Origin of the sequence: Novosphingobium lindaniclasticum LE124, assembly GCF_000445125.1 — a bacterium.
GTDB lineage: Bacteria > Pseudomonadota > Alphaproteobacteria > Sphingomonadales > Sphingomonadaceae > Novosphingobium > Novosphingobium lindaniclasticum.
Genome location: NZ_ATHL01000127.1, coordinates 87,340 through 108,855 on the forward strand (window position 1 = coordinate 87,340; position 21,516 = coordinate 108,855).

Genomic DNA, 21,516 nt, shown 5'->3' on the forward strand with positions numbered 1-21,516 from the left:
AAGCTGTTCACGGCCAGCGATCCCGATTCAAGTCCGGGACGACGCCCTCCTTCCCCCTCAACAAAAGCAAATGCTTGGCGAACCCGCCGCGTTCGTGCGATAGCCCGGCCGTGACCGTTTACCAGCCCACGCTCAAACAGCTCCAGTACCTCGTCGCCCTGCATGAACACGGGCATTTCGGCCGTGCCGCGGACGCGTGCTTCGTGTCGCAATCCACCCTCTCGGCAGGCTTGCGCGATCTGGAGGCCCTGCTCGGCGTCACCCTTGTCGAGCGGACCAAGCGCGCCGTGCGTTTCACGCCGCTGGGCAATGCCGTGGTCGCCAAGGCGCACCGCATCCTGCGCGAAACGGAGGAACTATCCGACCTCGTGCAATCCAGCGGCAAGCCGCTCTCGGGCGAAGTTCGCATGAGCGTGATCCCCACGATCGCACCGTTCCTGCTGCCACGCATGCTCCCGCGCCTGCGCCGCGAGCGTCCCAACCTCAAGCTGTTCCTGCGCGAGGAGCCCAGCCAGGCCGCCATCGAATCGCTGCACCACGGCCGCGCCGATTGCGTGCTGCTCGCCCTCCCTTACGCCACGGGTGAGGTCGAAAAGGAAACGATCGAACTTGACGCCTTCTTCGTCGCCTTCCCCAGCGACGATCCGCGCAACCCTCCTGCCGAGGTAGGCCCGGACGTCATCGACGAGCATCGCCTGCTCCTGCTGGAAGATGGGCACTGCCTCAAGGACCATGCGCTGGCCGCCTGCAACCGGCCCGAACTGCGTGCCTCGGCAACGATGATCGGCACTTCGCTGCATACGCTGGTGCAGATGGTGGACAACGGCCTTGGGCTGACGATGCTTCCCGAAATGGCCATCGACGCGGGTATCCTCAACGGCACCAACGTCGTCGCCCGCCCCTTGCTCTCGCCCAACGCCAATCGCGAAATCGCGCTGGTCTGGCGCAAGAATTCACCGCGCGCGGAGGAGTTTCGCCTGCTGGCGGACGAGTTGCGGGCGGGGTAGTTTCAAGGAAAGAAAACGCAGGAGAGCATAGCCCCCCTGCACTCCCGGGAATGTAGAAGTCAGGCCGACCAACCGCCTTGTGCGCCCATGGCTGCGTCCGGAGACTTAATGGCTGCGCCGCAGGGAGCGGGATACGGATAGGTCGGGAGCGACGACGACATTCCGAGGGCCTGGGGGATCATCCCCCAGGACTTCACTTCTTCAAACGAACCACTTGCAAGCCCAACCCCAAGGCCGCAATCGCGGTGCCCAGCACGACCACCCCGGTCCACCCCCAGTTGTGCCACGCCACCGTTGCCGCGCCGGAACTTGCAGAACCGGCGAAGAACATCGACGCCATGTAGACCGTGTTGATCCGCGACCGCGCCTCGGGCCGCAAGGCGAAGATGATGCTCTGGTTCGATATCTGGCTCGCCTGAATCGCGAAATCGAGCAGCAGCACGCCGACGATCAGACCTGCGATCGACGTCCAGAAGCCGAAGATCAGCCAGGAGACCAAGGTGAAGGCGCTCGCGCTCACGATCACCGGGTGCGGCCCGCGCCGGTCGGCAATACGCCCGGCGATCGGTGCGGCCAGAACGCCGGCGGCGCCCAGGACGCCGAACAGTCCGGCCACTTCCGAGCCAAGCCCGAAACGCGGCTCCTGCAAATGCAGCGCCAGGATGGTCCAGAACACGCTAAACACGCCGAACTGGGTGCATTGGGTGAACGTCGCCAGGCGCAGCGCGGGAAACTCGCGCCAGAGGTCGCGCAGCGAGGCCATCAACCCAAGGTAGCCCAACCCTCCGCGATGCGGACGACTTTGCGGAAGCTGCCAGGCCATCAGCCCGGCTGTCGATAGCGCCAGCGGCACCGCCAACCAGAACATCGCTCTCCAGCCGAACGCTCCGCCGACGAAACCGGCCAGAGTCCGGCTCAGCAGAATGCCGCAGAGCAGCCCGGCCATGACCGTGCCGACCACCGCGCCGCGCTTGTCCTCGGGGGCGAGATTGGCGGCAAGCGGCACGATCTGCTGCGCTACCGAAGCGAGCAGGCCGACGACGAGCGAGGCGGCCAGCACCGTGCCGCCGGTAGGGGCGAGCGCCACCAGAGCAAGGGCAACGGATAGTGCAAGACATTGCAGGACGATGAGCCGCTTGCGCTCCAGCAGATCGCCCAGCGGCACCAGCAGCAGCAGACCCGCGGCATATCCGAGCTGGGTCGCCGTGGGGACATAGGTGATGGCCGCGCCCGCAAATTCGCGCTCCATCAGGCCCAGCATGGGCTGGCCGTAGTAGATGTTCGCCACCGTCAGCCCGGCGGACGCGGCAAGCGCGAAGACCAGCGAGCGGCCGAACCGGCTACCGGACGCTCGATGCGCAGCGGGCGGGGGAGTTTCAGACTCGGAAGATGACGGGCGGAGAGGCGCAGGTATGGGAATGTCCTTCATGACCCCCCAGCCCTGAAGATGCGCAACACGCGTGCCAACCGCAACGACCGCAAGCACGATAGCGGATTTCGCAAGGCTGCACGAGCGCCCTCACGCGCCCGGTCAATCCATATGCTTGAGGCCGACTCGCAAGTAGTCCCAGCCGGTGATCAAGGTGAGCGCGGCAGCCGCCCACAGCGTTGTCAGCCCAACCGTGTGCGGAACGTTCAATTCGAGCGAGCCAAGATCGAGATTCCACCAGGGCATTGCCGCACCCAGAATGAGCGCGCCAAGCGAGATCAGCTGGAAGGTCGTCTTCCACTTGGCCAGCCGGCTTACCGGCACGGAAACCTGCAATCCCCCGAGAAACTCGCGAAGTCCCGAGACCGCGATCTCGCGCACCAGGATCACCAGGCCGGCGATGACGTGCATGTCGCCCACATAGGGACCGGTCAGGATTCCCTGCGCCGTCAGCACCAGGATGACCGTGGCCACCATGATCTTGTCGGCGATGGGATCGAGGAACACGCCCAGTTTGGAGACGGTCCCGCTCGACCGGGCCAGATAGCCGTCGAAGTAGTCGGTTATGCCCATCAGGCAGTAGAGACCGAAGGCAAGGCCGTAGCCGAATTCCCACCGCGGCCACCACAGCAGAAAGGCCAGCAGGGGCAGCGCGACGATCCGCGAGAGCGTAAGGATATTCGGCAAGGTCAGCATGTTCCCATGCCCATAGCCTCGATTCGCGCGTTTGAGAATTGGCTTGTGTTCCCCGACGCGGCCATATCGAACGCATCCGCTTTGGCCTTTCAGCGTTCGTTGCCGCAAGATTGCCGTGAGGCGCGGACGCTAGGCACTGCCCATCAAAAAACGCCGGGCCGCGCCCTACAGGGGTTGTGCCCTCGCCCTACCGCATTAAGTGTCGCCGCAACGATGAAGCGAGGCCGCCGAATTTTTCCGTCATGACCACGACCTCCCAACTCATCCGGACCAGGCGATTCCTGCCCCTGTTCGTTACCCAGTTGCTGGGTGCGTTCAACGACAACCTGTTCAAGAACGCGATGGTGCTTTTCGTCGTCTACGGCGTCTATAATTCGGAAAGCGCCGAAGCGCGTTTCAGCGCGCTGGCTTCCGGCATCTTCGTCATTCCCTTCTTCCTGCTTTCGGCGCTGGCAGGGCAGATGGCGGACATGCGCGACAAGTCGCGGATCATCCGAATCGTCAAGTTCTGCGAAATCATCATCATGGTGGTCGGCGGCGCGGGCCTGGCGCTGGCATGGCAGGGAATTGCGCTGCACACCGCGGCGATTCCGCTGATGCTGCTCGCCCTCTTCGCGATGGGCGTGCATTCCACCTTCTTCGGCCCGATCAAGTACGCGATCCTGCCGCAGCACTTGCGTGACGAGGAAGTGCTGTCCGGCACCGGACTGGTCGAAGCCGGCACTTACATAGCCGTGCTGGCCGGTACCATCGTCGCGGGTTGGATCAGCGTCGATACCGCTGCGATCCTGGTCGTCGTCATTGCCGTCATCGGCTATTTCGCGGGCCGCAAAGTTCCGCCCGCGCCGCCGCAAGGCAAGCCGGAGCCGATCGACTACCATGTCGTACGCTCCTCGATAAACCTCGTGCGCACCACGATGCAGGATCGCCGGGTCTATCTGGCGATCTGCTCGATCAGCTTCTTTTGGGCGATCGGCACGGTGCTGTTCATCCAGTTCCCGCCGCTCGCCAAGAACATGCTCCACGCCAGCAAGGAAGTCGCCAGCCTGTTCCTGGTGATCTTTTCGGTAGGCGTGGCCGGCGGCTCGGTAGCGATCAACGCCCTGCTCAAGGGCACGGTCTCGGCACGCTGGTCGCCGCTTTCGGTGATCGGCATGGGTCTGTTCCTGCTGGCGTTCCAGGAAGTCTGCGCGATCTGGCCGCCGCATGGCGGACCGGAAGCGCTGATGAACGTGGGGACTTTCGTGGTCCAGCCGCTGGCCATCCCGCTGCTGCTCACCCTACTCGGCATCGCCGTCTGCGGCGGCATGTTCGTGGTGCCGCTCTATGCCTTCCTCACGACCTTCGTGGACAAGTCGCAGACCGCCCGCACCATCGCCGCCAACAATATCGTCAATTCGGGCGCCATGGTAGGCGGCGCGATCGCCACGGGCGTGATGTCGCTGCTGGGGCTGGCAGTGGTCACGCAGCTCATGGTGGTGGCGCTCTGCTGCGTCGCCTCGGCCTGGCTCGGCCACTTGCTTTACCGGGCCGAGCGGGCTGCCAAGCGGCCCTGAAAGCGCCTTAGGCGATGAACGTCACGGCCGCGACCAGGGCCGTGCAATAAGCCGAGAGGAAGCTGCGCCAGTCTCCACCGGTCATCTGCCATGCTGCCTTCGCCCGCGCATTCTCGGCTGCCTCGATCGCGGGCGGCTTGACGCTGCGGCAGACGTGTCGAGGCAGCGAACGCCGGAACGGATGACCAGGGTTGCCGGGAGCGAGGATGCTTGCGCGTCGAGACATGGGACGCAGCTTAGGACTTCGTTTACCTTTGACCACTCATCCGAAAGAGCCATCCCAATCCGGGACGGCCGCGTACCGGCACCGGGATGAAGAGCTTTTGACAAGCTCTTGCGCCAAAACGCAAAAGGGCCGCCCGAAGGCGACCCTTTGTGGTACTCCAGAGAGTACGAACGGTCAGATCCGGTCGCCGAGAGCGCCCTTCACTTTGCCGACGCCCTGCTGGACTTCGCCCTTCTTTTCCTGAGCCTTGCCCTCGACCTGCTGGCCCGGATCGTTGCGGGCCTTGCCAAGAGCCTGCTTGGCGTTGCCGGCGATCTCGTTGCCCAGACCCTTGATGGTGTCCTTCATCTCACCCATGGCTTGTCTCCTCTATCGTGCGGTGGAACGTCCACCCTCGTCACGGCAGGAAAACCGGCCGAACTTGATCGAAGTTGCACCCCGCAGGACAGACCGTGCCTGCCGAGCGATGAACGAAACTCAGTCTCGTGAGAGCGAGAGAATATGCTCCCACTCCGATGGCAGCACTTCGGCGACCGACAGGCGCGAGAGCTTGATCACTTCCATATCCGCCAGCTTGGGATCGGCCTTGAGCTGCGCCAGAGTGACGGGACGGGCAAGCTTGCGCACTGGTTTGACCTTCACCGCCGCCCACTTGCCTTCCGGATCGCTGGGATCGACGAGTCCGGACTGGCTGATCGTGATGATGCCGACGATCTCCTTGCCGATGTTCGAATGGTAGAAGAACGCCTCGTCCCCCACCTGCATAGCGCGCAGGTTGTTCGCGGCGCGGTGATTGCGCACACCGTCCCAGGTGCCCTCGCCCTCGGCTACGAGATCCTTCCAGCCATAGGCATCGGGTTCGGACTTCATCAGCCAGTAGCGCTTTGCCATGTCGTGCCTTTCGATTTCGCCTTGGAGCAATAAACTTCTATGGGGGCGGCATAACGATTCAATCGGCGGAGACAACACCAGCGATTCGGCGCTTCCTAGCAAGTGCCAGATGCGGCTGCCGATTCTGTTTGGAAGACCATGATGAACCTTGCCCAGATCCCCGTCCTCAGCCTTGAAGCCGACCGCGCCGAATTCTCGCAACGCATCGGCGACAGTTTCCGCACTTTCGGCTTCGCGATGGTTCGCGACCACGGCATCGACCAGGCCCTGATCGATCGCGCCTGGGACCTGACCGCGCAGTTCTTCGCCCTGCCCGACCAGGTGAAGCGCGGCCACTTCATCCCCGGCCAGGGCGGCGCCCGCGGCTACACGCCGTTCCGCACCGAAGTCGCCAAGGGCGCGACCGAGAAGGATCTCAAGGAATTCTGGCACATCGGCCGTGATCTTCCTGCCGGCTCGCCGCTGGCCGCCTCGATGCCGCCGAACGTCTGGCCGAGCGAAGTCGAAGGCTTCCAGGAGACCTTCACCCAACTCTACGCCCAGTTCGACAAGGCAGGCGCCGAAATCCTCTCCGCCATCGCCGTCTACCTCGGCCTCGATGCGCGCTGGTTCGATACGGCGATCGAGGACGGCAATTCCGTCCTGCGCCTGCTGCACTACCCGCCCGTGGGCGAGGGCGCCGGCGGTGCCATCCGCGCCGGGGCGCATGAGGACATCAACCTCATCACACTGCTGCTCGGCGCCCAGGAAGCGGGCCTCGAACTGCTCGGCAAGAACGGCGAATGGCTCTCGGTCGCCCCGCCGGAAGGCGCGGTGGTCATCAACATCGGCGACATGCTCCAGCGCCTGACCAACCACGTCCTCCCTTCGACCACCCACCGCGTCCGCAATCCCGAAGGCGACCGCGCCGCGCACAGCCGCTATTCGATGCCGTTCTTCCTGCACTTGCGCAGCGACTTCCCATTCAAGACGCTGGACCAGTGCATCACGGCAGAGAGCCCGGACCGCTACCCGGTCAGCATCACCGCCGACGAATACCTGCAGGAGCGTCTGCGCGAGATCGGCCTGAAGATGTGACCTTTCCTGCCTCCCGGCTTTTCCGCCGGGGGGCATGTTCTTGCGCTTTCGCTGGACCTGACGCTCCGCAGCGCATAAATCGCGCGCCATGCGGATCGATTTCACCAAGATGCATGGCCTGGGCAACGACTTCGTCGTGCTCGACGGACGCACCGGCGCGCTGCCGGTCGTCGATGCGGCGCTCGCCGCCGCGCTGGCAGACCGCCACACCGGCATCGGCTACGACCAGCTGATCGTCCTCGCCCCGTCCGATCGCGGCGACTTCCGCATGCGGATCTTCAACAACGACGGGAGCGAAGTGGAAGCCTGCGGCAATGCCACGCGCGCCATCGGCCTGCTGCACGGGCGCCCCGCGAGCATCGAGACGCTGGGCGGCATGGTCGCCACGACGCCGACCGACAGCGGCATCAGCGTGGAAATGGGCAAACCCCGCTTCGACTGGAACCTGATCCCGCTCGGCTATCCGATGGACACCCATAGCCTGCCGGTGGCCTGGGAAGAGCTGGTCAATCCGATTGCCGTCAACGTCGGCAATCCGCATGTGATCTTCTTCGTCGAGGATCCCTACCGCATCGACATGGCCCGGCTTGGCCCGCTGATCGAAAACGATCCGCTGTTCCCCGAGCGCATCAACGTCAACGTCGCGACCGTGACGTCACGCGACGCCTTGACCCTGCGCGTCTGGGAGCGCGGCGCCGGGCTCACCCGCGCCTGCGGCACCGGCGCCTGCGCCACGGCCATCGGCGCGATGAAGCGCGGCCTCGCGGACCGCAAGGTCACCGTCGCCCTGCCCGGCGGCCCGCTCACCATCGAATGGCGGGAAGACGACGAGATCGTCATGACCGGCCCCGCCACCGAATCGTTCCGGGGCTCTTTCGACGCGGCGGACTACGGGATCTCAGATTGACCGTCGAAGTCCATTCGCTCGGCTGCCGCCTCAATATTTCCGAAAGCGAGACGCTGCGCGGCCTGCTGCGCGGCGCTGAAGATCTCGTGGTGGTCAACTCCTGCGCGGTCACCGCCGAAGCCGTGCGCCAGACTCGCCAGGCGATCCGCCGCGCCCGCAAGGAGCGCCCCGAAGCCCGCCTGATCGTCACCGGCTGCGCCGCCGAAGTCGAGCGCGCGATGCTTTCCGCCATGCCGGAAGTCGACGGCCTGGTGCCCAACACCGCCAAGCTCGACCCGCGCGCCTGGAACGTACCCGTGGCCCCTGCCCTGCCGGAACGCCGCGCCTATACGCGCGGCTTCGTGCAAGTGCAGAACGGCTGCGATCACGCCTGCACCTTCTGCGTGATCCCGCAGGGACGCGGCCCCAGCCGCTCGCGCAACGTGGCCGAAGTGCTGCACGACGTCGCAGTCCATCTCGATGCCGGTGTCAACGAAGTGGTGCTGACCGGCGTGGATCTCACCTCCTGGGGCGGCGACCTGGATGGCGCCCCCCGCCTTGGCGCGCTGTGCGAGGCGATCCTCACCCGCTTCCCCGCCCTGCCCCGCCTGCGCCTGTCTTCGATCGACGGCGCCGAAGTGGACGACGCCCTGTTCGAGCTGCTCGCGGGGGAGGCGCGGGTCATGCCCCATGTCCACCTTTCGCTCCAGCACGGCCACGATCTGATTCTCAAGCGCATGAAGCGCCGCCATAACCGCGCCGATGCGGTGGATCTGGTCAGCGCTCTTCGCGCCCGCCGACCGGACATCGCCATCGGCGCCGATCTCATCGCTGGCTTTCCGACCGAGGACGCGGAGGCCCATGCCGCCAATCTCTCGATCATCAAGGCATTGCAGGTCGTCCACGGCCACGTCTTTCCCTATTCGCAGCGCCCTGGCACCCCGGCGGCGCGCATGCCGCAAGTCGATGCCGCCACCATCAAGGCACGGGCAGCAGAGTTGCGCACAAAGATCGCCGAAGTCAGAGCGAATTGGCTGACCGGGCTGATCGGCCAGCCGCTATCCGTGCTTGCCGAAAGAGGCGCGAAGGGCCATGCGCCGAACTTCGCACCCGTTCGGTTGCCCGGCGATGTGCAGCCCGGCACACTGATCCGCGTTATGCCCGCAAGGGTAGTCGAAGGAATACTGGAATCATGAGTACCGAAGGCCAGCAGGCTGAGCGCGACTGGTCCGACCGCCTGTTCGGCGGCTTTCGCAAGACGTCCGAACGCCTGAGCGAGAACCTTTCCGGCATCGTCGGCAAATCGAAGCTCGACGACGCGCAGCTCGATGCGCTGGAAGACGCGCTGATCATGTCGGACCTCGGCCCCCGCGCCGCCGCCCGCATCCGTGCCCGTCTAGCCGACGAACGCTTCGAGCGCGATGCCGACGAGCGCGCCATCATGGAAGTGGTGGCGCGCGAGATCGCCGAGATCCTGCGTCCGGTCGCCAAGCCGCTCGATGTCGTGGCGTTCCCCCGTCCGCAGGTGATCCTGGTGATCGGCGTCAACGGCTCGGGCAAGACCACCACCATCGCCAAGCTCGCGCACCTGTTCCAGGAGCAGGACTATTCAGTCATGCTCGCGGCGGGCGACACCTTCCGCGCTGCGGCGATCGGCCAACTTGGCGTCTGGGCCAACCGTTTGAACATTCCGCTGATCAAGGGCCCGGAAGGCGGCGACCCCGCCTCGATCGTGTTCGACGCGGTCAAGGCAGCTACCGATCAGGGCACCGACGCCCTGATCGTCGACACCGCCGGGCGCCTGCAGAACAAGCGAGAACTGATGGACGAGCTGTCCAAGATCCGCCGCGTGCTTGGCCGCCTCAATCCCGAGGCGCCGCATGACGTAGTTCTCGTGCTCGACGCCACCAACGGCCAGAATGCGCTTTCGCAGATCGAGATCTTCAAGGAAGTGGCAGGCGTGTCCGGCCTCATCATGACCAAGCTGGACGGCACCGCGCGCGGCGGCGTCCTCGTCGCGGCGGCCGAGCAATACGGGTTGCCTATCCACGCCATCGGCGTCGGCGAGAAGATCGACGACTTGCGCCCCTTCAACCCGGACCTGCTGGCGCGGGTCATCGCCGGGATCGCCTGATGAACCGCCAAACGCCCCCTGCCGAGCAGCCCAAGACTTCCCCTAAGAGTTCCTGGCTCAACCTCGTCGTCGATTTCGGCCCATTGCTGGTCTTTTTCCTCGCCTACCGGCATTTCTCGCCAGCAGGCGAAGGCGACACCATCGGCACCGTGTCCGCGGTCATCAAGGGCACGATCGCTTTCATGATTGCGACCGTGGTCGCTCTGGGCATCTCGAAATGGCGCCTCGGCCACATCTCGCCGATGCTCTGGCTCACCACCGTGCTGATCGTCGGTTTCGGCGCGCTCACCGTGGTGTTCCACGATGCCTTCTGGATCCAGATCAAGCCCACCGCGGTCTACCTGATGTTCGCCGCCGTACTTTTCGTGGGCCTGATGCGCGGCAAGCCGATGCTCAAGTACCTGCTTCAATCCGCCTTCGAAGGGCTGAACGAAGAAGGCTGGATGAAGCTCTCCCGCAACTGGGCCTGGTTCTTCGTCTTGCTTGCGGCGCTGAACACTGCGCTGGTCTTTACTGTCAGCTTCGATGCCTGGCTCCAGGCCAAGCTCTGGGGCTTCACCGTGCTCTCCTTCGTCTTCACCTTTTCGCAGCTACCCATGGTGCTCAAGCACGGCATGGGCGAGGCGGCGAAGGAAGAAGTGATCGAGAACCCGCCGCACGACTGAGTGCGGCGGCGGTCAGAAGATCGCGTCGAAATCTTCGGAACCGCTCAATTCTGTCGAAGACTCGGCGGAATTGAGGAATTTCACGCGGGCGACGCACCCCGTCGCCCCCTGCTCCGACGCTGCACGCTTCCCCGCAACGAGCATCTGCGCCGCCTGCCTTCCGAATGCGTCCGAGGGTTGGGCCTGAACCACCTTGACGTTCCCGACAGCGCCCCACGGCGCGACATCGTACGTCAGGATGGCCCAGCCATCGATCCGGCGCCGCGCATAGGCAGGCGGGAAACGCAAGGCCGGCGGCACCGCCCATGCTTCCGCCACCCGGCAGCCGTTTTCCTGCCCGGAGGCCGGCGCCGGCATAGGCGGCGCCTGGACATCCTCGGGTGAGCGCCAATAGGGGTAACGGCATGCCTGCCGCGCTCCCGCGGTGAAGCGCGAATTTCTTACCGCCTTGACCGCCTCGCGCTCAAGCGCCTCGTTTCCGGTGCCCCGCAGAGTGCGGACCTGGATCGGCTTCCCTTTCGCGTCGATATCGTAGCCGACGAGCGTCCATTCCTTGACACCCGGCTTGCCGGCCATCCTGGCGAAATCCGGATATGCCCGTAGCAGCGGCTGGGGCCGGGGCCGGGTCATGCAATTGCCCGATCCGCCGTCCAGTTGAGCGATGCGCGCCCATCCCTGCTTGGGCAGCTGCCCCGAGATCGGCTCCACCGTATAGGAAATCAGGTCCGCGATCTCGGCCGATGCCAGAGACGTCGCATTGGGCGTGAAAGTGATGGAACAGCCTGTCCGCGCGGTCGGCGCGAAGCGGGTGGCTGCCAGGCTCGGTCCGAGATCGTGGTGCCCCGCGAACGTGTCCTGAATGGAGACCGGCCGCCCGGAGTCGTCGATATCGAATTGCAAGGTCACCGCACGATCGCCGAAAGGCATCCATACCAGCGCGTTCAGCGGCCGGACCGGCTTTGTCACTGCGACCGCGCCGTTGCCGCCGCAGCGCACCTCGCCTGCGGTCCACGTCAGCAGGGCTCGCTCCGCGACCCCCTCGCTGCCGCCCGTGGGAGGAGCGACGGATGCGCCCGTCAACGACGATGCCATCAACAATCCCGATATCCAGCTCATGGTTCTGCTCCTGCGGAAGATGCACTCTGGCTGCGAGTAGAGGTCAGCCTGCCGAACGACAGTCCTTCAGAAGCAGGATATGCTCGGTAGGGCTGAAATTGTCGTAGACCCCGCTGAGCTTGATGCTCTTGCCCGGTTTGAGCTGGAGCGTGAAGGCTGCCTGACCCTTGGCCATGACGCAGGCGATGTCGGTCTTGAACGCGGCCTGACCCGGCAGGCGGATGGCCTGCTCGTAGGGATGCGGGATCTTGTAGGTGACGATATAGTCGCCGCGATCCTTGGCGATCTAACCCACCATGCCCTTGATGAGGAAAGACTTGTTCTGGTAGCGCAGCGGGATCGCGGCCGCATTGCGCTCGGTATCCTTCGAGATCTGCTGCGAGAGCGAGAGCGCGTCCATTTCCAGGGCCGGCGCCGTGCTCACCGCCTTCATCCCGGCGCTCGCCGCGGCGAGACCGGCCTTGCCGCCCTTGAGGCCGCCCAGCATCTCGCACATCTCGGTCTTGGCGGCTTCGGAAGGCACCGTCTGACCGCCGCGCAGCTTCGCTTCCATCTGCACGGTCCCTCGGCCACCCGTGGTGGTGGCCGTGATGGTGATCGGGAACGCGCGGGCCTTACCGGTCTGCGGTTGTTCGATCAGCATGGAGCCGTCCTCGGGCTCGGCCACGATGACATCGTAGCCCTTGCCCGCAACGATGCCGCGCATCTGGCCGATCGCGCTTGCGGGCGTGAGGTCGGGCACCGTGATGCTGGCCGTGAAGCGCATGCCGCTCAGGATCGATCCCGATTTGGCGAAAGTCTCCTCGCACGTCGCCGCCTGGGCGACCGAAGGAAGGAACAGGGCCGCACCGACCATCAGCAAACACGAACGCATCACGCACCCTCCCCTCAATAAAGCACAGTTGCGTCCTATCAGACCGAATTGTTTGAAAGAGATGACAATTACCGTCAGCGGCACCGCCGCCGACGGACACGTCAGATTTCGAGCTGGCTGCCCAGTTCCACCACGCGATTGGTCGGCAGGCGGAAGAACTCCATGGCGCTGGCGGCATTGCGCATCATCCAGGCGAAGAGCTTCTCGCGCCAGATCGCCATGCCCGGCTTGGCCGAAGGAACCAGCGTCTGGCGCGAGAGGAAGAAGCTGGTCTTCATCATTTCGAACGGGCCCCCGCAAAGCTGCGAATGGGCCAGCGCCGCCGGTATGTCGGTCTCTTCCATGAAGCCGTAGCGCAGGGCCATCCGGTAGAAGCCCTGGCCGAGATCGGTCACCGAGTAGCGCTCGGCGGGCTCGACATAGGGCACGTCCTGAACCTCGACCGTCAGCACCACCACCCGCTCGTGCAGCACCTTGTTGTGCTTGATGTTGTGCAGCAGCGCCGACGGCACGCCGGCATTGCTGGAGGCCATGAAGATCGCCGTGCCGGGCACCCGTGCGGCGGAGCCATGCGCGCTCTTGGCAAAGACGTTGAGCGGCAGGGCGGCTTCCGTCATGCGGTCCCGCATGAGGCGACGGCCCTTGTTCCAGGTCGTCAGCAGCGTGAAGGCGATGCCGCCGATCAGCAGCGGGAACCAGCCGCCGTCCGGCACCTTGGTGGCGTTGGCGGCGAAATAGGCGCCGTCGACCACGAAGAAGGTCACGATCACCGGCACCGCCAACCACAGCTTCCAGCGCCACAGCACGATCAGCAGCACCGCCATGAGGCAGGTGTCGATCAGCATCGCCCCGGTCACCGCGATACCGTAGGCCGAGGCGAGGTTGGACGAGTTCTGGAACACCAGCACCAGCACGATCACGCCGGTCATCAGCGCCCAATTGACGAAGGGGATGTAGATCTGGCCCACTTCGTGCTCGCTCGTATGGCGGGTCGAAAGGCGCGGGATGAAGCCGAGCTGCATCGCCTGGTGGGTGATCGAGAAGGCGCCCGATATCACGGCCTGGCTGGCGATGAAGGTGGCACATGTCGCAAGAATGACGAGCGGCAGGCGCAGACTTTCGGGTGCCAGGTTGAAGAACGGGCTCTTCATCGCCTCGGCCGCGGCCGAATCGTCCAGGCTGAGGATCATCGCCGCCTGCCCGAAGTAGTTGATCAGCAGGCATGGCATGACCACGCCGAACCACGAGAGGCGCAGCGGCCCGCGTCCGAAATGGCCCATGTCCGAATAGAGCGCCTCGGCGCCGGTCACGGCCAGCACCACCGAGCCGAGCGCCAGGAAGCCCAGCACCTTGTCGGTCATGAAGAACTGGATCGCGTACCAGGGGTTCAGCGCCACGAGCACGGAGGGCATCTGAACGAGGTGGTAGATACCGAGAATGGCGAGGACCGCGAAATAGACCACCATGACCGGCGCGAACAGCGCGCCGATCTTGGCCGTGCCGCTCTTCTGGATCACGAACAGCGCAATCAGCAGCACCAGCGCGATCGGCACCACCAACGGCGCCAGCCGGGCTTCGACGACGGTGAGCCCTTCGACTGCCGAAAGCACGGAAACCGCAGGAGTGATCATCGAATCGCCGTAGAACAGCGAGGTTGCGAAGACACCCAGCAGGACCACCAGGGGGCCGTAGCGGCTCTTGCGGATCGCACCCGAGATCAGCGCGACAAGGGCGAGGCTGCCGCCCTGCCCCTTGTTATCCGCCCGCATCAGGATGCCGACGTATTGCACTGCCACCACCAGCGTCATCGACCAGAAGATCAGGCTGACGACACCAAGAACGTGCAACTCGTCGATCGCCAGGGGATGCGGGCCGACGAACGTTTCGCGAAAGGCATAAAGCGGGCTCGTGCCGATATCGCCGAAGACGACGCCGACTGCGCCCAAAGCCAGCTTGGTGATGTTGCCGGAGCCGTGTCCGGCGCCATTTCCACTTGCGGCAGGGGCTTGTCGCCCCGTTGCCGGATCGATCACCGTCGGGACGACAGCCGTGTCCGAACCTGTATCACTCATTCCAGCGCCCCGTAATGGCCTTGCCGCGTCGGCATTTCACCTCCGCAACAAGCGCCCGCCGTTAGCAGCATGATAAGAGCCTAGCAACGACCGTTAGTCGAAGGTTCATGGCCGGGATGGCACGGCTTTGGGACTCAGGCCGGGCGAAGTGGCGGCTTCAGGGGGGCGGCTGGAAGGATCCGACGGGCTGCCCGCCCCGCCGGCCTGCGTCGCTATGAAACTTTCGAGCCGTCGAAGCTGCTCTGCCAGGGGCGCGCGCCACGGCGCCTTTTCCGGGGCCTTCTTAAGAAGATCGGCCCACATATCCCGCGCTTGGGTGAGTTCGCCCGATTGCGCCAGTGCGAGGCCCAGAAAATAGGGCGGCCCCGGTGCTTTCGGATCGGCCTTGGCCGCACGGCGATAGGCATGGAGCGCCGGCGGCGTCAAAGCGCCGTCGGCATGGGCCAGCAGCACGTTGCCAAGCGCAAGCCAGGCTTCCGAGTCGCCCGGATTGTCTTCGATCGCCCCGCGCAGCAGCTGGGCGGCATCGATGTAACGGCCGTTGCGGGCCAGTCCATCGGAGATGATCAACCAGCGATTGCCGGTCGGGATGCCTTCGGGCCGCAGGTTTGTCCGCGCTTCCACAAGGAACTGACCCAGTTCCGGGTTCTGCGCGTCCCGGCCCGGCTTGGCGGCGCTGGCCAGATCCGGCCTCCCCTGGAGCGCGTAACCGGCGATGCCCAGCATCAGAGCCGCCGCGACGGCCTCCCGCCCTCCTTTGGGCACTTTGAACAGGAAAACCACGGCCGCGAACGAGAGAATCGCCAGCAGGACGACGAGAAGCCAGGTCATCGTCCGCCTCCCCGGCGAAAGCGCCCTCGGAGCAAGAGTGCCGCCAGCCCCACGAGCACGAGCGGAATCGCAAAGAGGGGCCAGGTCAGGCGAGTGAACTGGGGCGCATAGCTGACATAGTCGCCATAGCGCTCGATCAGCCAGGCGCGGATCGCCTCCGGCTTCTCGCCGGCAGCGATCCGCTCGCGAACGAGCGAACGCATGGAGCCGGCGATCGGCGCATCCGAATCGGCGATCGATTGCCCCTGACATTGCAGGCAGCGCAGCGTTTCCATCAGTGCCCGCGCTTCCTGCTCCTTGGCCGCATCGTCGAGCTGCCGATAGGCGAAGGCCGCCGTCGATTTTTCCTGCTGCGCAAGCGCGGGTGTCGCCGTGCAAGGACCGAGCATCAGCAGGAAGGCGGGAAGGAGCCGCTTCATCGCGAGGCTTCCTGGAGTTTCTGCAGGATCATCGCCACGTCGTCGGGCCTGATCTCTCCGATGTGCTGGTAGCGGATCACGCCCCGGCCATCGATCACATACGTTTCGGGAACGCCGGAGGAGCCGAGCGCGAGCTGCACTTTGCCATCGTCGTCGGCGCCGATCCGCCAGTAGGGATCGCCGTTTTCCTTGAGGAAGCCGGTCAGCGCCTCTTCGCTGTCACGCACGGAAATGCCGGCGATCGGAATGCCCGCCTTCGCCAGCGCGCCGAGTTGCGGCGCCTCCACACGGCACGGAATGCACCAGGAAGCGAATATGTTGACGAGATGCGGCTTTCCAGCGGCCAGGTCTGCGCTCTTGAGTCCGGGCCTCTCCGGAAGCGCCGCAGGCAAGGCGAAGGCCGGCATCGGTTTACCGATCAACGTACTGGCAACCGTGCGGTCGGCAGGCCGATAGAGTCCGATCACCACCACAACCACGAAGGCAAGGAACAGCACCAGCGGCAACCAGATCGCCCAGACAGGCGCGCGGGCGGGCTTGGGAGCAGGCCGGCGTTCACTCACGGCTGCTCTCCAGTTGCGCGATGCGGCCCCGGCGATAGGCGATCTTCTCGCGCGCGAAGATGCGGCGAAGATCGCTGGCGACACGGCCGAACAGCGCCAGCACACCGCCCAAGGCGATCAGCAGGCCGCCGAGCCAGATCAACGGCACGAACGGTTTCCACCAGAGCCGCAATTGCCAGCGGCCATCGTCCGCTTCTCCCCCCAGGACGGCATAGAGCTGCCCGTTCCAGCGCGTCAGCAAAGCCGATTCGCTGGTCTGCTGCGGCGGCGCCCAGAAGCTGCGCGACTGCGGATCGAGCTGCATCACTTTGCCATGGTCGCCATAGCGTACCAGCAGTCGCGCTTCGAGTGCGGTCCAGTTGGGACCGGCCATCGGTTCCACCGCGTCCAGCTTGACCTGCCACGGGCCGACGCCGGTGGCATCTCCCATCTTGACCGCCACCAGCTTCTCGATCGAGAACGCGCTTTCGCAGCTCATGCCGAGCAGCGAAACGGCAATGCCGAAGTGGGCGACGACCATGCCCCAGATCGGCAGCGGCGTGCGGCGCAAGTTGCGCCCCTTCAGCGGCAGGACGCTGGCCCAACCAAGACCCAGGGCAAGCGCGAAGCCCAATGTCGGCAGCAAGGCTACGCCGCCGAGCGCGACCATGGCGATCACACCGGTTCCCACCAGCATGGCCGGAATGACCAGCAGGCGTCGGACGCGGGAGAACCTGTCGCGCCGCCAGCGCAAGAGCGGCCCAACCGCCAGAACGACGAGCATGGGCACCGCGAAAAGCGCGCCCATCGGGTTGAAGTACGGCGGCCCGACCGAAACCTTGGCGCCCATCGCCTCTGCCACCAGCGGGTAGAGCGTGCCAAACAGGACGATACCCAGGATGGCGGAGAGCATGACGTTGTTGAACACCAGGGCGCCTTCCCGGCTGACCGGCATGAAGCGCTCACCCTCGCTCACCGTACCGGCGCGCAGGGCAAAAAGCGTCAGGGCGCCGCCGATATTGATCGCCAGCAAAGCCAGGATGAACGAGCCCCGCTGCGGGTCCACCGCGAAGGCGTGGACACTGGTAAGAATGCCGGAGCGCACCAGGAAGGTGCCGATCATCGACATCGAGAATGCGACGACGCCCAGCATCACCGTCCAGGCCCGCAAGGCATCGCGCGACGCCAGGACGCTCACAGAATGGAGCAGTGCCGTAGCGGCCAGCCAGGGCATCAGCGAGGCATTCTCGACCGGGTCCCAGAACCACCAGCCGCCCCATCCCAGCTCGTAGTAGGCCCAATAGGAACCGGCGGTGATCCCCAGCGTCAGGAAGATCCAGGCACCCAGTACCCAGGGCCGCATGGCGCGCGCGAAAGCCGGCCCGACCTGCCGCGTGACGAGGGCGCCGATCGCGAAGCTGAAAGCCACCGACAGCCCGACATAGCCGAGGTAGAGCGTCGGCGGATGGAATGCGAGACCGAGATCCTGGAGGAGCGGGTTGAGGCCGTTGCCCTCTTCCGGCACGGGAGACAGCCGCTCAAAGGGGTTCGAGGCGATGAGCAGGAAAGCATAGAAGCCCAGGCTGACGAAGGCCTGTCCGGCCAGGGTCGCCAGCATTGCAGGTTCCGGCAGGCGCCGTTCGATCAGCGCCACGACGCCGCCCGCCATCCCCATGACGGTCACCCAGAGCAGCATGGAACCTTCATGGTTGCCCCAGGCCCCGGCTATCTTGAAAATCATCGGCTTGAGCGAATGGGAGTTCATCGCCACCAGCTTCACCGAGAGATCGGTATCCGCGAAGACCGCGATCAGCGCAAGAAACGCGACGAGCGCGAGAACGCCCTGCACCACGGCAACCGGCCGCACGATGCCCGCCAGCATGGCGCCGCGATCGGTCAGCGCCAGCGCCCCGGCGAGCAGTTGCAGGCCCGCAAGCGCTGCCGCCAGCCAGAGCGCGGCCAATCCGAGTTCAGCTGTCATCGCGCTGCGCTCATTTGGTTTCGCGCATGACCTGCTCGGCCTGATCCCGGGTCATGTCCTTCATTTCACGCGGCACATAGTTCTCGTCATGCTTGGCCAGAAGGTTGTCCGCCTGGAAAACCCCGTCGGCACCCAGGCGGCCCTCGGCAACGACCCCGGATCCTTCGACGAACAGCGACGGCACGATGCCCTTGAATCTAACCGGCACCCGCGCCCGGCCGTCCTCGACCGCGAAAGCGATCGTCACGCCGTCCGCCGCGGTCTTGAGCGATCCCCTGGTCACCATCCCGCCGAGACGAACCGAGCGACCCGGTTCAGGCGGTCTGGCGGCGATTTCGGCCGGGACGTAGAAGTAGCTGGCCTGATTGCGCAAAGCCCACGCCGCAAGCAACGCCGCGCCGATCAGCACCAACAGAGCAACGGCGAGCAGGACCAGCCGCTGGTGCTTTGCCTTGATCCGTCCTGCCTGCGCCACGCTCAACGCTTCCTTGCCGCATCGCGGCGCTTCTCGGCACGGCGCATCGACAGCAGCGACCAGGCGACCAGGCCCAGGGTCGCGCCCAGACCGACGACGTAGGAAGCGGCCACGAATGTCCAGGGGTCCATCGCTTCGCGCATCAGTGGATCGCCGTGGTCATGGTGTTCGATATACCTCGTTCAGGGCCTTGCGCCGCAAGCGCGCTTCGGCCTGCTGGTTCGCAAGGATAGCCCTCATCCGCGCCAATGCGCTGCCGGCGAAAACGAGAGTGAAACCCAGCGTCGCCAGCAGCAGCGGCCAGAGGAAATCGCCGGCCATGGCGGATTTTCCCATGGTGATGCTCGGCGCCTGGTGCTGGCTGTTCCACCAGATCACCGAATAGTGGATGATGGGGATATTGACCGCACCCACCAGCCCGAAAATGGCCGGCGCGCGGCTCTGACCGCCGTTGGAGTCCTCACTCGCCTGAGAGAGCGCCATCCAGCCGAAATAGAGAAACAGCAATACGAGCATGCTCGTGAGCCGCCCGTCCCAAACCCACCAGGTGCCCCAAGCAGGCCGGCCCCAGAGCGAGCCGGTCAGGAGGCAGACCCCCGTGAACACCGCTCCTGGGACTGCGCAGGCGCGGGCGGCGATGCCTGCCAGCGGATGGCGCCAGACGAGTTCGGCAAAGCCGGCTGCGGCAATGCCCATCCACCCCGCCATGCCCAGCCAGGCGGCGGGGACATGGATGTAGACGATGCGCACGGTTTCACCCTGAAGCCGCTCCGCCGGCGCGAAGAACAGACCCCAGCCCAGCGCACCCAGCATCACCACGAGCCCCGCGCTCAGGCAAAGCGGCATCAGCCAGCGGGCGATGCGCAGGAATCGGGCGGGATTGGCGAGGCCGTGCATGTCCGAAGGCGTTCTATCGTCCGCGAAAAAAGGAGCAAGGGGCCTATGTCGAAGGCTCGGGATTTTCACCCGGTCGATCCTGTCCGGCCATCCGTCGGCCCGATGCGTCAGCGAACTACGCTTGGCACGTTAAGGACAGGAAGAATGGGGCGATTGATGGGGTTCGAACCCACGACCTCCGGTACCACAAACCGGCGCTCTAACCAACTGAGCTACAATCGCCACACGAGAGATGCGGTGAAGACATCCTCCGAAAACCGCTTCCGTCTCGCTTCGTCGCGATCAGTGCGGAGGGCGCCCTTTGCACAAGGTTTCGCCTCTTGAAAAGCAAAAAATTCGATTACGCCGAAACTCCTGCGATTTTCCCGCCCGCCAGCCCCGTCTAAAGGGGAATTCATGACAGCTCCCGGCGAATCATCTGCTGACACCCTGCTCTCGCACCCCGGCGTGCGGCGCTTTCCTTCCTCGCAGCTCGACCTCTTCATCATGCGCGATTTTCTTGCGCCCGTGGAGTGCGATGCCCTGGCCGCGATGATCGAGAGGCAGCACCGTCCCTCGACGATCGCCAACTACAATGGCGACGACGCCTTCCGCACCAGCTCGACCTGCGATCTGGCCCCGGACGATCCCACGGTAGCGGCTTTGGCTGCGAAGCTGGCCGCGCTTTCGGGGATCGACATCGCCCATGCCGAACCGCTTCAGGGTCAGCGCTACGAGGTCGGCCAGGAGTTCAAGGCGCATACCGACTACTTCGAGCCCGATAATGCCGACTTCACGAAATATTGTTCGATTGCCGGGCAGCGAACCTGGACCTTCATGGTCTATCTGAACAGTGTCGAGGCAGGAGGCGCCACGCGCTTCAAGGCGATCGACAAGCTGATCCAGCCGGAACGCGGCAAGCTGATCGCCTGGAACAATCGCCGCGCCGACGGTACGCTCAACGGTGCGACGCTTCATCATGCGATGAAAGTGCGCAAGGGATACAAATACGTCATCACCCAGTGGTATCGCGAGCGCCCCTGGGGGTAAGCGGGGACGGTCCGCGAACCGCCCCCCAATCTCGTGGGCTTACTTCGGCTTGCTGATCACCGCGCACGCGATTCGGCCACCGGCATTGCCCGCCGGCTGGCTGGTGTAGTCGTCCGGATCGGCGTGGATGACGAGCGCCGATCCATCCGCATCCGCCAGGGTCTTCGGCCCCGCCGCCAGGGTGACGCCGGTATTCAGCACTTGCGCCTTGAGCACGCCGTCCGCCCCGACATGCTGATTCGGCATGTCGCCGCCGTGGGGCCCGCCCACGACCATGAGCCCGTGCTTGTGGTCGCCGCCGGTGAAGTGACCGCCTGCGGTCGTGAACTTCTGGCCCGATTCGCAGATGCCCTTCTCATGGAAGTGGAAGCCGTGTTCTCCGGCAGGAATGCCCTTGATGTCGGTGGTTACGAGAACGCCGGCGGGGGTATCCTGGACCATGGCCATACCCAGCGGCTTGCCGTCGACGCCTACCACCTGGGCATGGACCATCGGGCCCGCAGGGGCGGCGTCCTGAGCCTGCACTTGCCCCGCCAGAACAGCGGCGCCCACGAAGACGGCGCCGCGGGCGGCCAGGGTACGGAAGTTACGGTTCATTGCGCTTCTCCATCTGCAAGCCGATCGCTTGTCGGCTCTGCCTCTTTCCCCCGCCGCCGCCGCGCTGTCGCTCCGGCAGGTCTCGCGGTGACCCTCCGTTAACGGCTCCGAGGGAA

The 21,516-nt window shown here is 65.1% G+C and carries 25 protein-coding genes and 1 tRNA gene; 8 read left to right on the top strand and 18 right to left on the bottom strand.

Going from position 1 to position 21,516, the window contains the following annotated elements; genetic code table 11:
- Positions 1–110 precede the first annotated feature (110 nt).
- Complete coding sequence (locus L284_RS42925) at positions 111–1,007, top strand: hydrogen peroxide-inducible genes activator (protein WP_021235609.1); 897 nt, start codon at positions 111–113, stop codon at positions 1,005–1,007.
- Between the two features lie 193 nt (positions 1,008–1,200).
- Here the strand turns inward: L284_RS42925 and L284_RS42930 are convergent, their stop codons facing one another.
- Together L284_RS42930 and pgsA are read right to left on the bottom strand one after the other, a co-directional pair.
- Positions 1,201–2,436 carry an MFS transporter gene (locus L284_RS42930; RefSeq protein ID WP_081674137.1) on the bottom strand — a complete coding sequence of 412 codons (1,236 nt, stop codon included), beginning with the start codon at positions 2,434–2,436 and terminating at the stop codon, positions 1,201–1,203.
- 102 nt (positions 2,437–2,538) lie between these two features.
- Positions 2,539–3,132: a CDP-diacylglycerol--glycerol-3-phosphate 3-phosphatidyltransferase gene (pgsA, locus tag L284_RS42935; protein ID WP_021235611.1), complete on the bottom strand. Its 594-nt coding sequence runs from the start codon at positions 3,130–3,132 to the stop codon at positions 2,539–2,541.
- Positions 3,133–3,374: 242 nt separating this feature from the next.
- On the opposite strand from pgsA, the gene L284_RS42940 reads away from it, so the two are divergent.
- On the top strand, positions 3,375–4,688 hold the full coding sequence (locus L284_RS42940) for an MFS transporter (RefSeq protein ID WP_021235612.1): 1,314 nt from the start codon (positions 3,375–3,377) through the stop codon (positions 4,686–4,688).
- 7 nt (positions 4,689–4,695) lie between these two features.
- Here L284_RS42940 and L284_RS42945 read toward each other — a convergent pair whose 3' ends face one another.
- The 3 genes from L284_RS42945 to L284_RS42955 all read right to left on the bottom strand — a co-directional run bounded on the left by L284_RS42945 (position 4,696) and on the right by L284_RS42955 (position 5,805).
- Positions 4,696–4,914, bottom strand: a complete 219-nt coding sequence (locus L284_RS42945; RefSeq protein ID WP_021235613.1) for a hypothetical protein — start codon at positions 4,912–4,914, stop codon at positions 4,696–4,698.
- Between the two features lie 174 nt (positions 4,915–5,088).
- Positions 5,089–5,271 carry a CsbD family protein gene (locus L284_RS42950; protein WP_031342961.1) on the bottom strand — a complete coding sequence of 61 codons (183 nt, stop codon included), beginning with the start codon at positions 5,269–5,271 and terminating at the stop codon, positions 5,089–5,091.
- 120 nt (positions 5,272–5,391) lie between these two features.
- The gene (locus tag L284_RS42955) at positions 5,392–5,805 is read right to left on the bottom strand and encodes an EVE domain-containing protein (protein WP_031342962.1); all 414 of its coding nucleotides are present in this window, start codon (positions 5,803–5,805) and stop codon (positions 5,392–5,394) included.
- Between the two features lie 141 nt (positions 5,806–5,946).
- Here L284_RS42955 and L284_RS42960 point away from each other — a divergent pair, with 141 nt between their 5' ends.
- The 5 genes from L284_RS42960 to L284_RS42980 all read left to right on the top strand — a co-directional run bounded on the left by L284_RS42960 (position 5,947) and on the right by L284_RS42980 (position 10,567).
- Entirely contained in the window at positions 5,947–6,882 is a 936-nt protein-coding gene (locus tag L284_RS42960) for an isopenicillin N synthase family dioxygenase (RefSeq protein WP_031342963.1), read from the top strand.
- 88 nt (positions 6,883–6,970) lie between these two features.
- A complete protein-coding gene (gene dapF / locus L284_RS42965; protein WP_021235617.1) occupies positions 6,971–7,789 on the top strand; it encodes a diaminopimelate epimerase in 819 nt (272 codons plus the stop codon).
- Positions 7,786–8,964, top strand: coding sequence for a MiaB/RimO family radical SAM methylthiotransferase (locus tag L284_RS42970; RefSeq protein WP_021235618.1), 1,179 nt, complete (start codon positions 7,786–7,788; stop codon positions 8,962–8,964). The genes dapF and L284_RS42970 overlap by 4 nt, the downstream gene beginning before the upstream one ends.
- Positions 8,961–9,902, top strand: coding sequence for a signal recognition particle-docking protein FtsY (gene ftsY / locus L284_RS42975; protein ID WP_021235619.1), 942 nt, complete (start codon positions 8,961–8,963; stop codon positions 9,900–9,902). The genes L284_RS42970 and ftsY overlap by 4 nt, the downstream gene beginning before the upstream one ends.
- A complete protein-coding gene (locus L284_RS42980) occupies positions 9,902–10,567 on the top strand; it encodes an inner membrane-spanning protein YciB (protein ID WP_021235620.1) in 666 nt (221 codons plus the stop codon). The genes ftsY and L284_RS42980 overlap by 1 nt, the downstream gene beginning before the upstream one ends.
- A gap of 12 nt (positions 10,568–10,579) precedes the next feature.
- Here the strand turns inward: L284_RS42980 and L284_RS42985 are convergent, their stop codons facing one another.
- From L284_RS42985 to L284_RS43030, 12 genes are all read right to left on the bottom strand, one after another.
- Entirely contained in the window at positions 10,580–11,683 is a 1,104-nt protein-coding gene (locus L284_RS42985; protein ID WP_031342964.1) for a TonB family protein, read from the bottom strand.
- Positions 11,684–11,726: 43 nt separating this feature from the next.
- Complete coding sequence (locus tag L284_RS48960; protein ID WP_021235623.1) at positions 11,727–11,858, bottom strand: hypothetical protein; 132 nt, start codon at positions 11,856–11,858, stop codon at positions 11,727–11,729.
- 111 nt (positions 11,859–11,969) lie between these two features.
- Positions 11,970–12,557 (bottom strand): hypothetical protein, encoded by a 588-nt coding sequence (locus L284_RS42990; RefSeq protein WP_152524754.1) that lies wholly within the window; start codon positions 12,555–12,557, stop codon positions 11,970–11,972.
- 101 nt (positions 12,558–12,658) lie between these two features.
- A complete protein-coding gene (locus tag L284_RS42995) occupies positions 12,659–14,629 on the bottom strand; it encodes a potassium transporter Kup (RefSeq protein WP_021235625.1) in 1,971 nt (656 codons plus the stop codon).
- 105 nt (positions 14,630–14,734) lie between these two features.
- Positions 14,735–15,460 (bottom strand): tetratricopeptide repeat protein, encoded by a 726-nt coding sequence (locus L284_RS43000; RefSeq protein ID WP_021235626.1) that lies wholly within the window; start codon positions 15,458–15,460, stop codon positions 14,735–14,737.
- The gene (locus L284_RS43005; protein WP_021235627.1) at positions 15,457–15,879 is read right to left on the bottom strand and encodes a cytochrome c-type biogenesis protein; all 423 of its coding nucleotides are present in this window, start codon (positions 15,877–15,879) and stop codon (positions 15,457–15,459) included. The genes L284_RS43000 and L284_RS43005 overlap by 4 nt, the downstream gene beginning before the upstream one ends.
- Complete coding sequence (locus tag L284_RS43010; RefSeq protein ID WP_021235628.1) at positions 15,876–16,442, bottom strand: DsbE family thiol:disulfide interchange protein; 567 nt, start codon at positions 16,440–16,442, stop codon at positions 15,876–15,878. The genes L284_RS43005 and L284_RS43010 overlap by 4 nt, the downstream gene beginning before the upstream one ends.
- The gene (locus tag L284_RS43015) at positions 16,435–18,402 is read right to left on the bottom strand and encodes a heme lyase CcmF/NrfE family subunit (protein WP_021235629.1); all 1,968 of its coding nucleotides are present in this window, start codon (positions 18,400–18,402) and stop codon (positions 16,435–16,437) included. The genes L284_RS43010 and L284_RS43015 overlap by 8 nt, the downstream gene beginning before the upstream one ends.
- 10 nt (positions 18,403–18,412) lie before the next feature.
- A complete protein-coding gene (gene ccmE / locus L284_RS43020; protein WP_021235630.1) occupies positions 18,413–18,883 on the bottom strand; it encodes a cytochrome c maturation protein CcmE in 471 nt (156 codons plus the stop codon).
- The gene (locus L284_RS48435) at positions 18,880–19,020 is read right to left on the bottom strand and encodes a hypothetical protein (RefSeq protein ID WP_021235631.1); all 141 of its coding nucleotides are present in this window, start codon (positions 19,018–19,020) and stop codon (positions 18,880–18,882) included. Before L284_RS48435 ends, ccmE begins: the two co-directional genes overlap by 4 nt.
- A 16-nt stretch (positions 19,021–19,036) precedes the next feature.
- Positions 19,037–19,774 carry a heme ABC transporter permease CcmC gene (gene ccmC, locus L284_RS43025; protein WP_021235632.1) on the bottom strand — a complete coding sequence of 246 codons (738 nt, stop codon included), beginning with the start codon at positions 19,772–19,774 and terminating at the stop codon, positions 19,037–19,039.
- Between the two features lie 145 nt (positions 19,775–19,919).
- Positions 19,920–19,996: transfer RNA gene (locus L284_RS43030), tRNA-His, on the bottom strand.
- A gap of 174 nt (positions 19,997–20,170) precedes the next feature.
- Between L284_RS43030 and L284_RS43035 the strand changes: the two genes are divergently transcribed.
- Positions 20,171–20,803: a prolyl hydroxylase family protein gene (locus L284_RS43035; RefSeq protein WP_021235633.1), complete on the top strand. Its 633-nt coding sequence runs from the start codon at positions 20,171–20,173 to the stop codon at positions 20,801–20,803.
- A gap of 39 nt (positions 20,804–20,842) precedes the next feature.
- On the opposite strand, the gene L284_RS43040 is transcribed toward L284_RS43035, so the two are convergent.
- The gene (locus L284_RS43040; RefSeq protein WP_021235634.1) at positions 20,843–21,400 is read right to left on the bottom strand and encodes a superoxide dismutase family protein; all 558 of its coding nucleotides are present in this window, start codon (positions 21,398–21,400) and stop codon (positions 20,843–20,845) included.
- Positions 21,401–21,516 lie beyond the last annotated feature (116 nt).

What these genes read in the sequence shown, in the direction of transcription:
- dapF (WP_021235617.1), top strand. Translation starts at nt 6,971, where the DNA reads ATGCGGATCGATTTCACCAAGATGCATGGCCTGGGCAACGACTTCGTC.
- L284_RS42955 (WP_031342962.1), bottom strand. Translation starts at nt 5,805, where the DNA reads ATGGCAAAGCGCTACTGGCTGATGAAGTCCGAACCCGATGCCTATGGC.
- L284_RS42960 (WP_031342963.1), top strand. Translation starts at nt 5,947, where the DNA reads ATGAACCTTGCCCAGATCCCCGTCCTCAGCCTTGAAGCCGACCGCGCC.
- L284_RS42950 (WP_031342961.1), bottom strand. Translation starts at nt 5,271, where the DNA reads ATGGGTGAGATGAAGGACACCATCAAGGGTCTGGGCAACGAGATCGCC.
- L284_RS42980 (WP_021235620.1), top strand. Translation starts at nt 9,902, where the DNA reads ATGAACCGCCAAACGCCCCCTGCCGAGCAGCCCAAGACTTCCCCTAAG.
- L284_RS43015 (WP_021235629.1), bottom strand. Translation starts at nt 18,402, where the DNA reads ATGACAGCTGAACTCGGATTGGCCGCGCTCTGGCTGGCGGCAGCGCTT.
- L284_RS42990 (WP_152524754.1), bottom strand. Translation starts at nt 12,557, where the DNA reads ATGCGTTCGTGTTTGCTGATGGTCGGTGCGGCCCTGTTCCTTCCTTCG.
- pgsA (WP_021235611.1), bottom strand. Translation starts at nt 3,132, where the DNA reads ATGCTGACCTTGCCGAATATCCTTACGCTCTCGCGGATCGTCGCGCTG.
- L284_RS48960 (WP_021235623.1), bottom strand. Translation starts at nt 11,858, where the DNA reads ATGGCCAAGGGTCAGGCAGCCTTCACGCTCCAGCTCAAACCGGGCAAG.
- L284_RS42985 (WP_031342964.1), bottom strand. Translation starts at nt 11,683, where the DNA reads ATGAGCTGGATATCGGGATTGTTGATGGCATCGTCGTTGACGGGCGCA.
- L284_RS43000 (WP_021235626.1), bottom strand. Translation starts at nt 15,460, where the DNA reads ATGACCTGGCTTCTCGTCGTCCTGCTGGCGATTCTCTCGTTCGCGGCC.
- ftsY (WP_021235619.1), top strand. Translation starts at nt 8,961, where the DNA reads ATGAGTACCGAAGGCCAGCAGGCTGAGCGCGACTGGTCCGACCGCCTG.
- L284_RS48435 (WP_021235631.1), bottom strand. Translation starts at nt 19,020, where the DNA reads ATGCGCGAAGCGATGGACCCCTGGACATTCGTGGCCGCTTCCTACGTC.
- L284_RS42940 (WP_021235612.1), top strand. Translation starts at nt 3,375, where the DNA reads ATGACCACGACCTCCCAACTCATCCGGACCAGGCGATTCCTGCCCCTG.
- L284_RS43005 (WP_021235627.1), bottom strand. Translation starts at nt 15,879, where the DNA reads ATGAAGCGGCTCCTTCCCGCCTTCCTGCTGATGCTCGGTCCTTGCACG.
- L284_RS42945 (WP_021235613.1), bottom strand. Translation starts at nt 4,914, where the DNA reads ATGTCTCGACGCGCAAGCATCCTCGCTCCCGGCAACCCTGGTCATCCG.
- L284_RS42930 (WP_081674137.1), bottom strand. Translation starts at nt 2,436, where the DNA reads ATGAAGGACATTCCCATACCTGCGCCTCTCCGCCCGTCATCTTCCGAG.
- L284_RS43040 (WP_021235634.1), bottom strand. Translation starts at nt 21,400, where the DNA reads ATGAACCGTAACTTCCGTACCCTGGCCGCCCGCGGCGCCGTCTTCGTG.
- L284_RS42995 (WP_021235625.1), bottom strand. Translation starts at nt 14,629, where the DNA reads ATGAGTGATACAGGTTCGGACACGGCTGTCGTCCCGACGGTGATCGAT.
- ccmC (WP_021235632.1), bottom strand. Translation starts at nt 19,774, where the DNA reads ATGCACGGCCTCGCCAATCCCGCCCGATTCCTGCGCATCGCCCGCTGG.
- L284_RS43035 (WP_021235633.1), top strand. Translation starts at nt 20,171, where the DNA reads ATGACAGCTCCCGGCGAATCATCTGCTGACACCCTGCTCTCGCACCCC.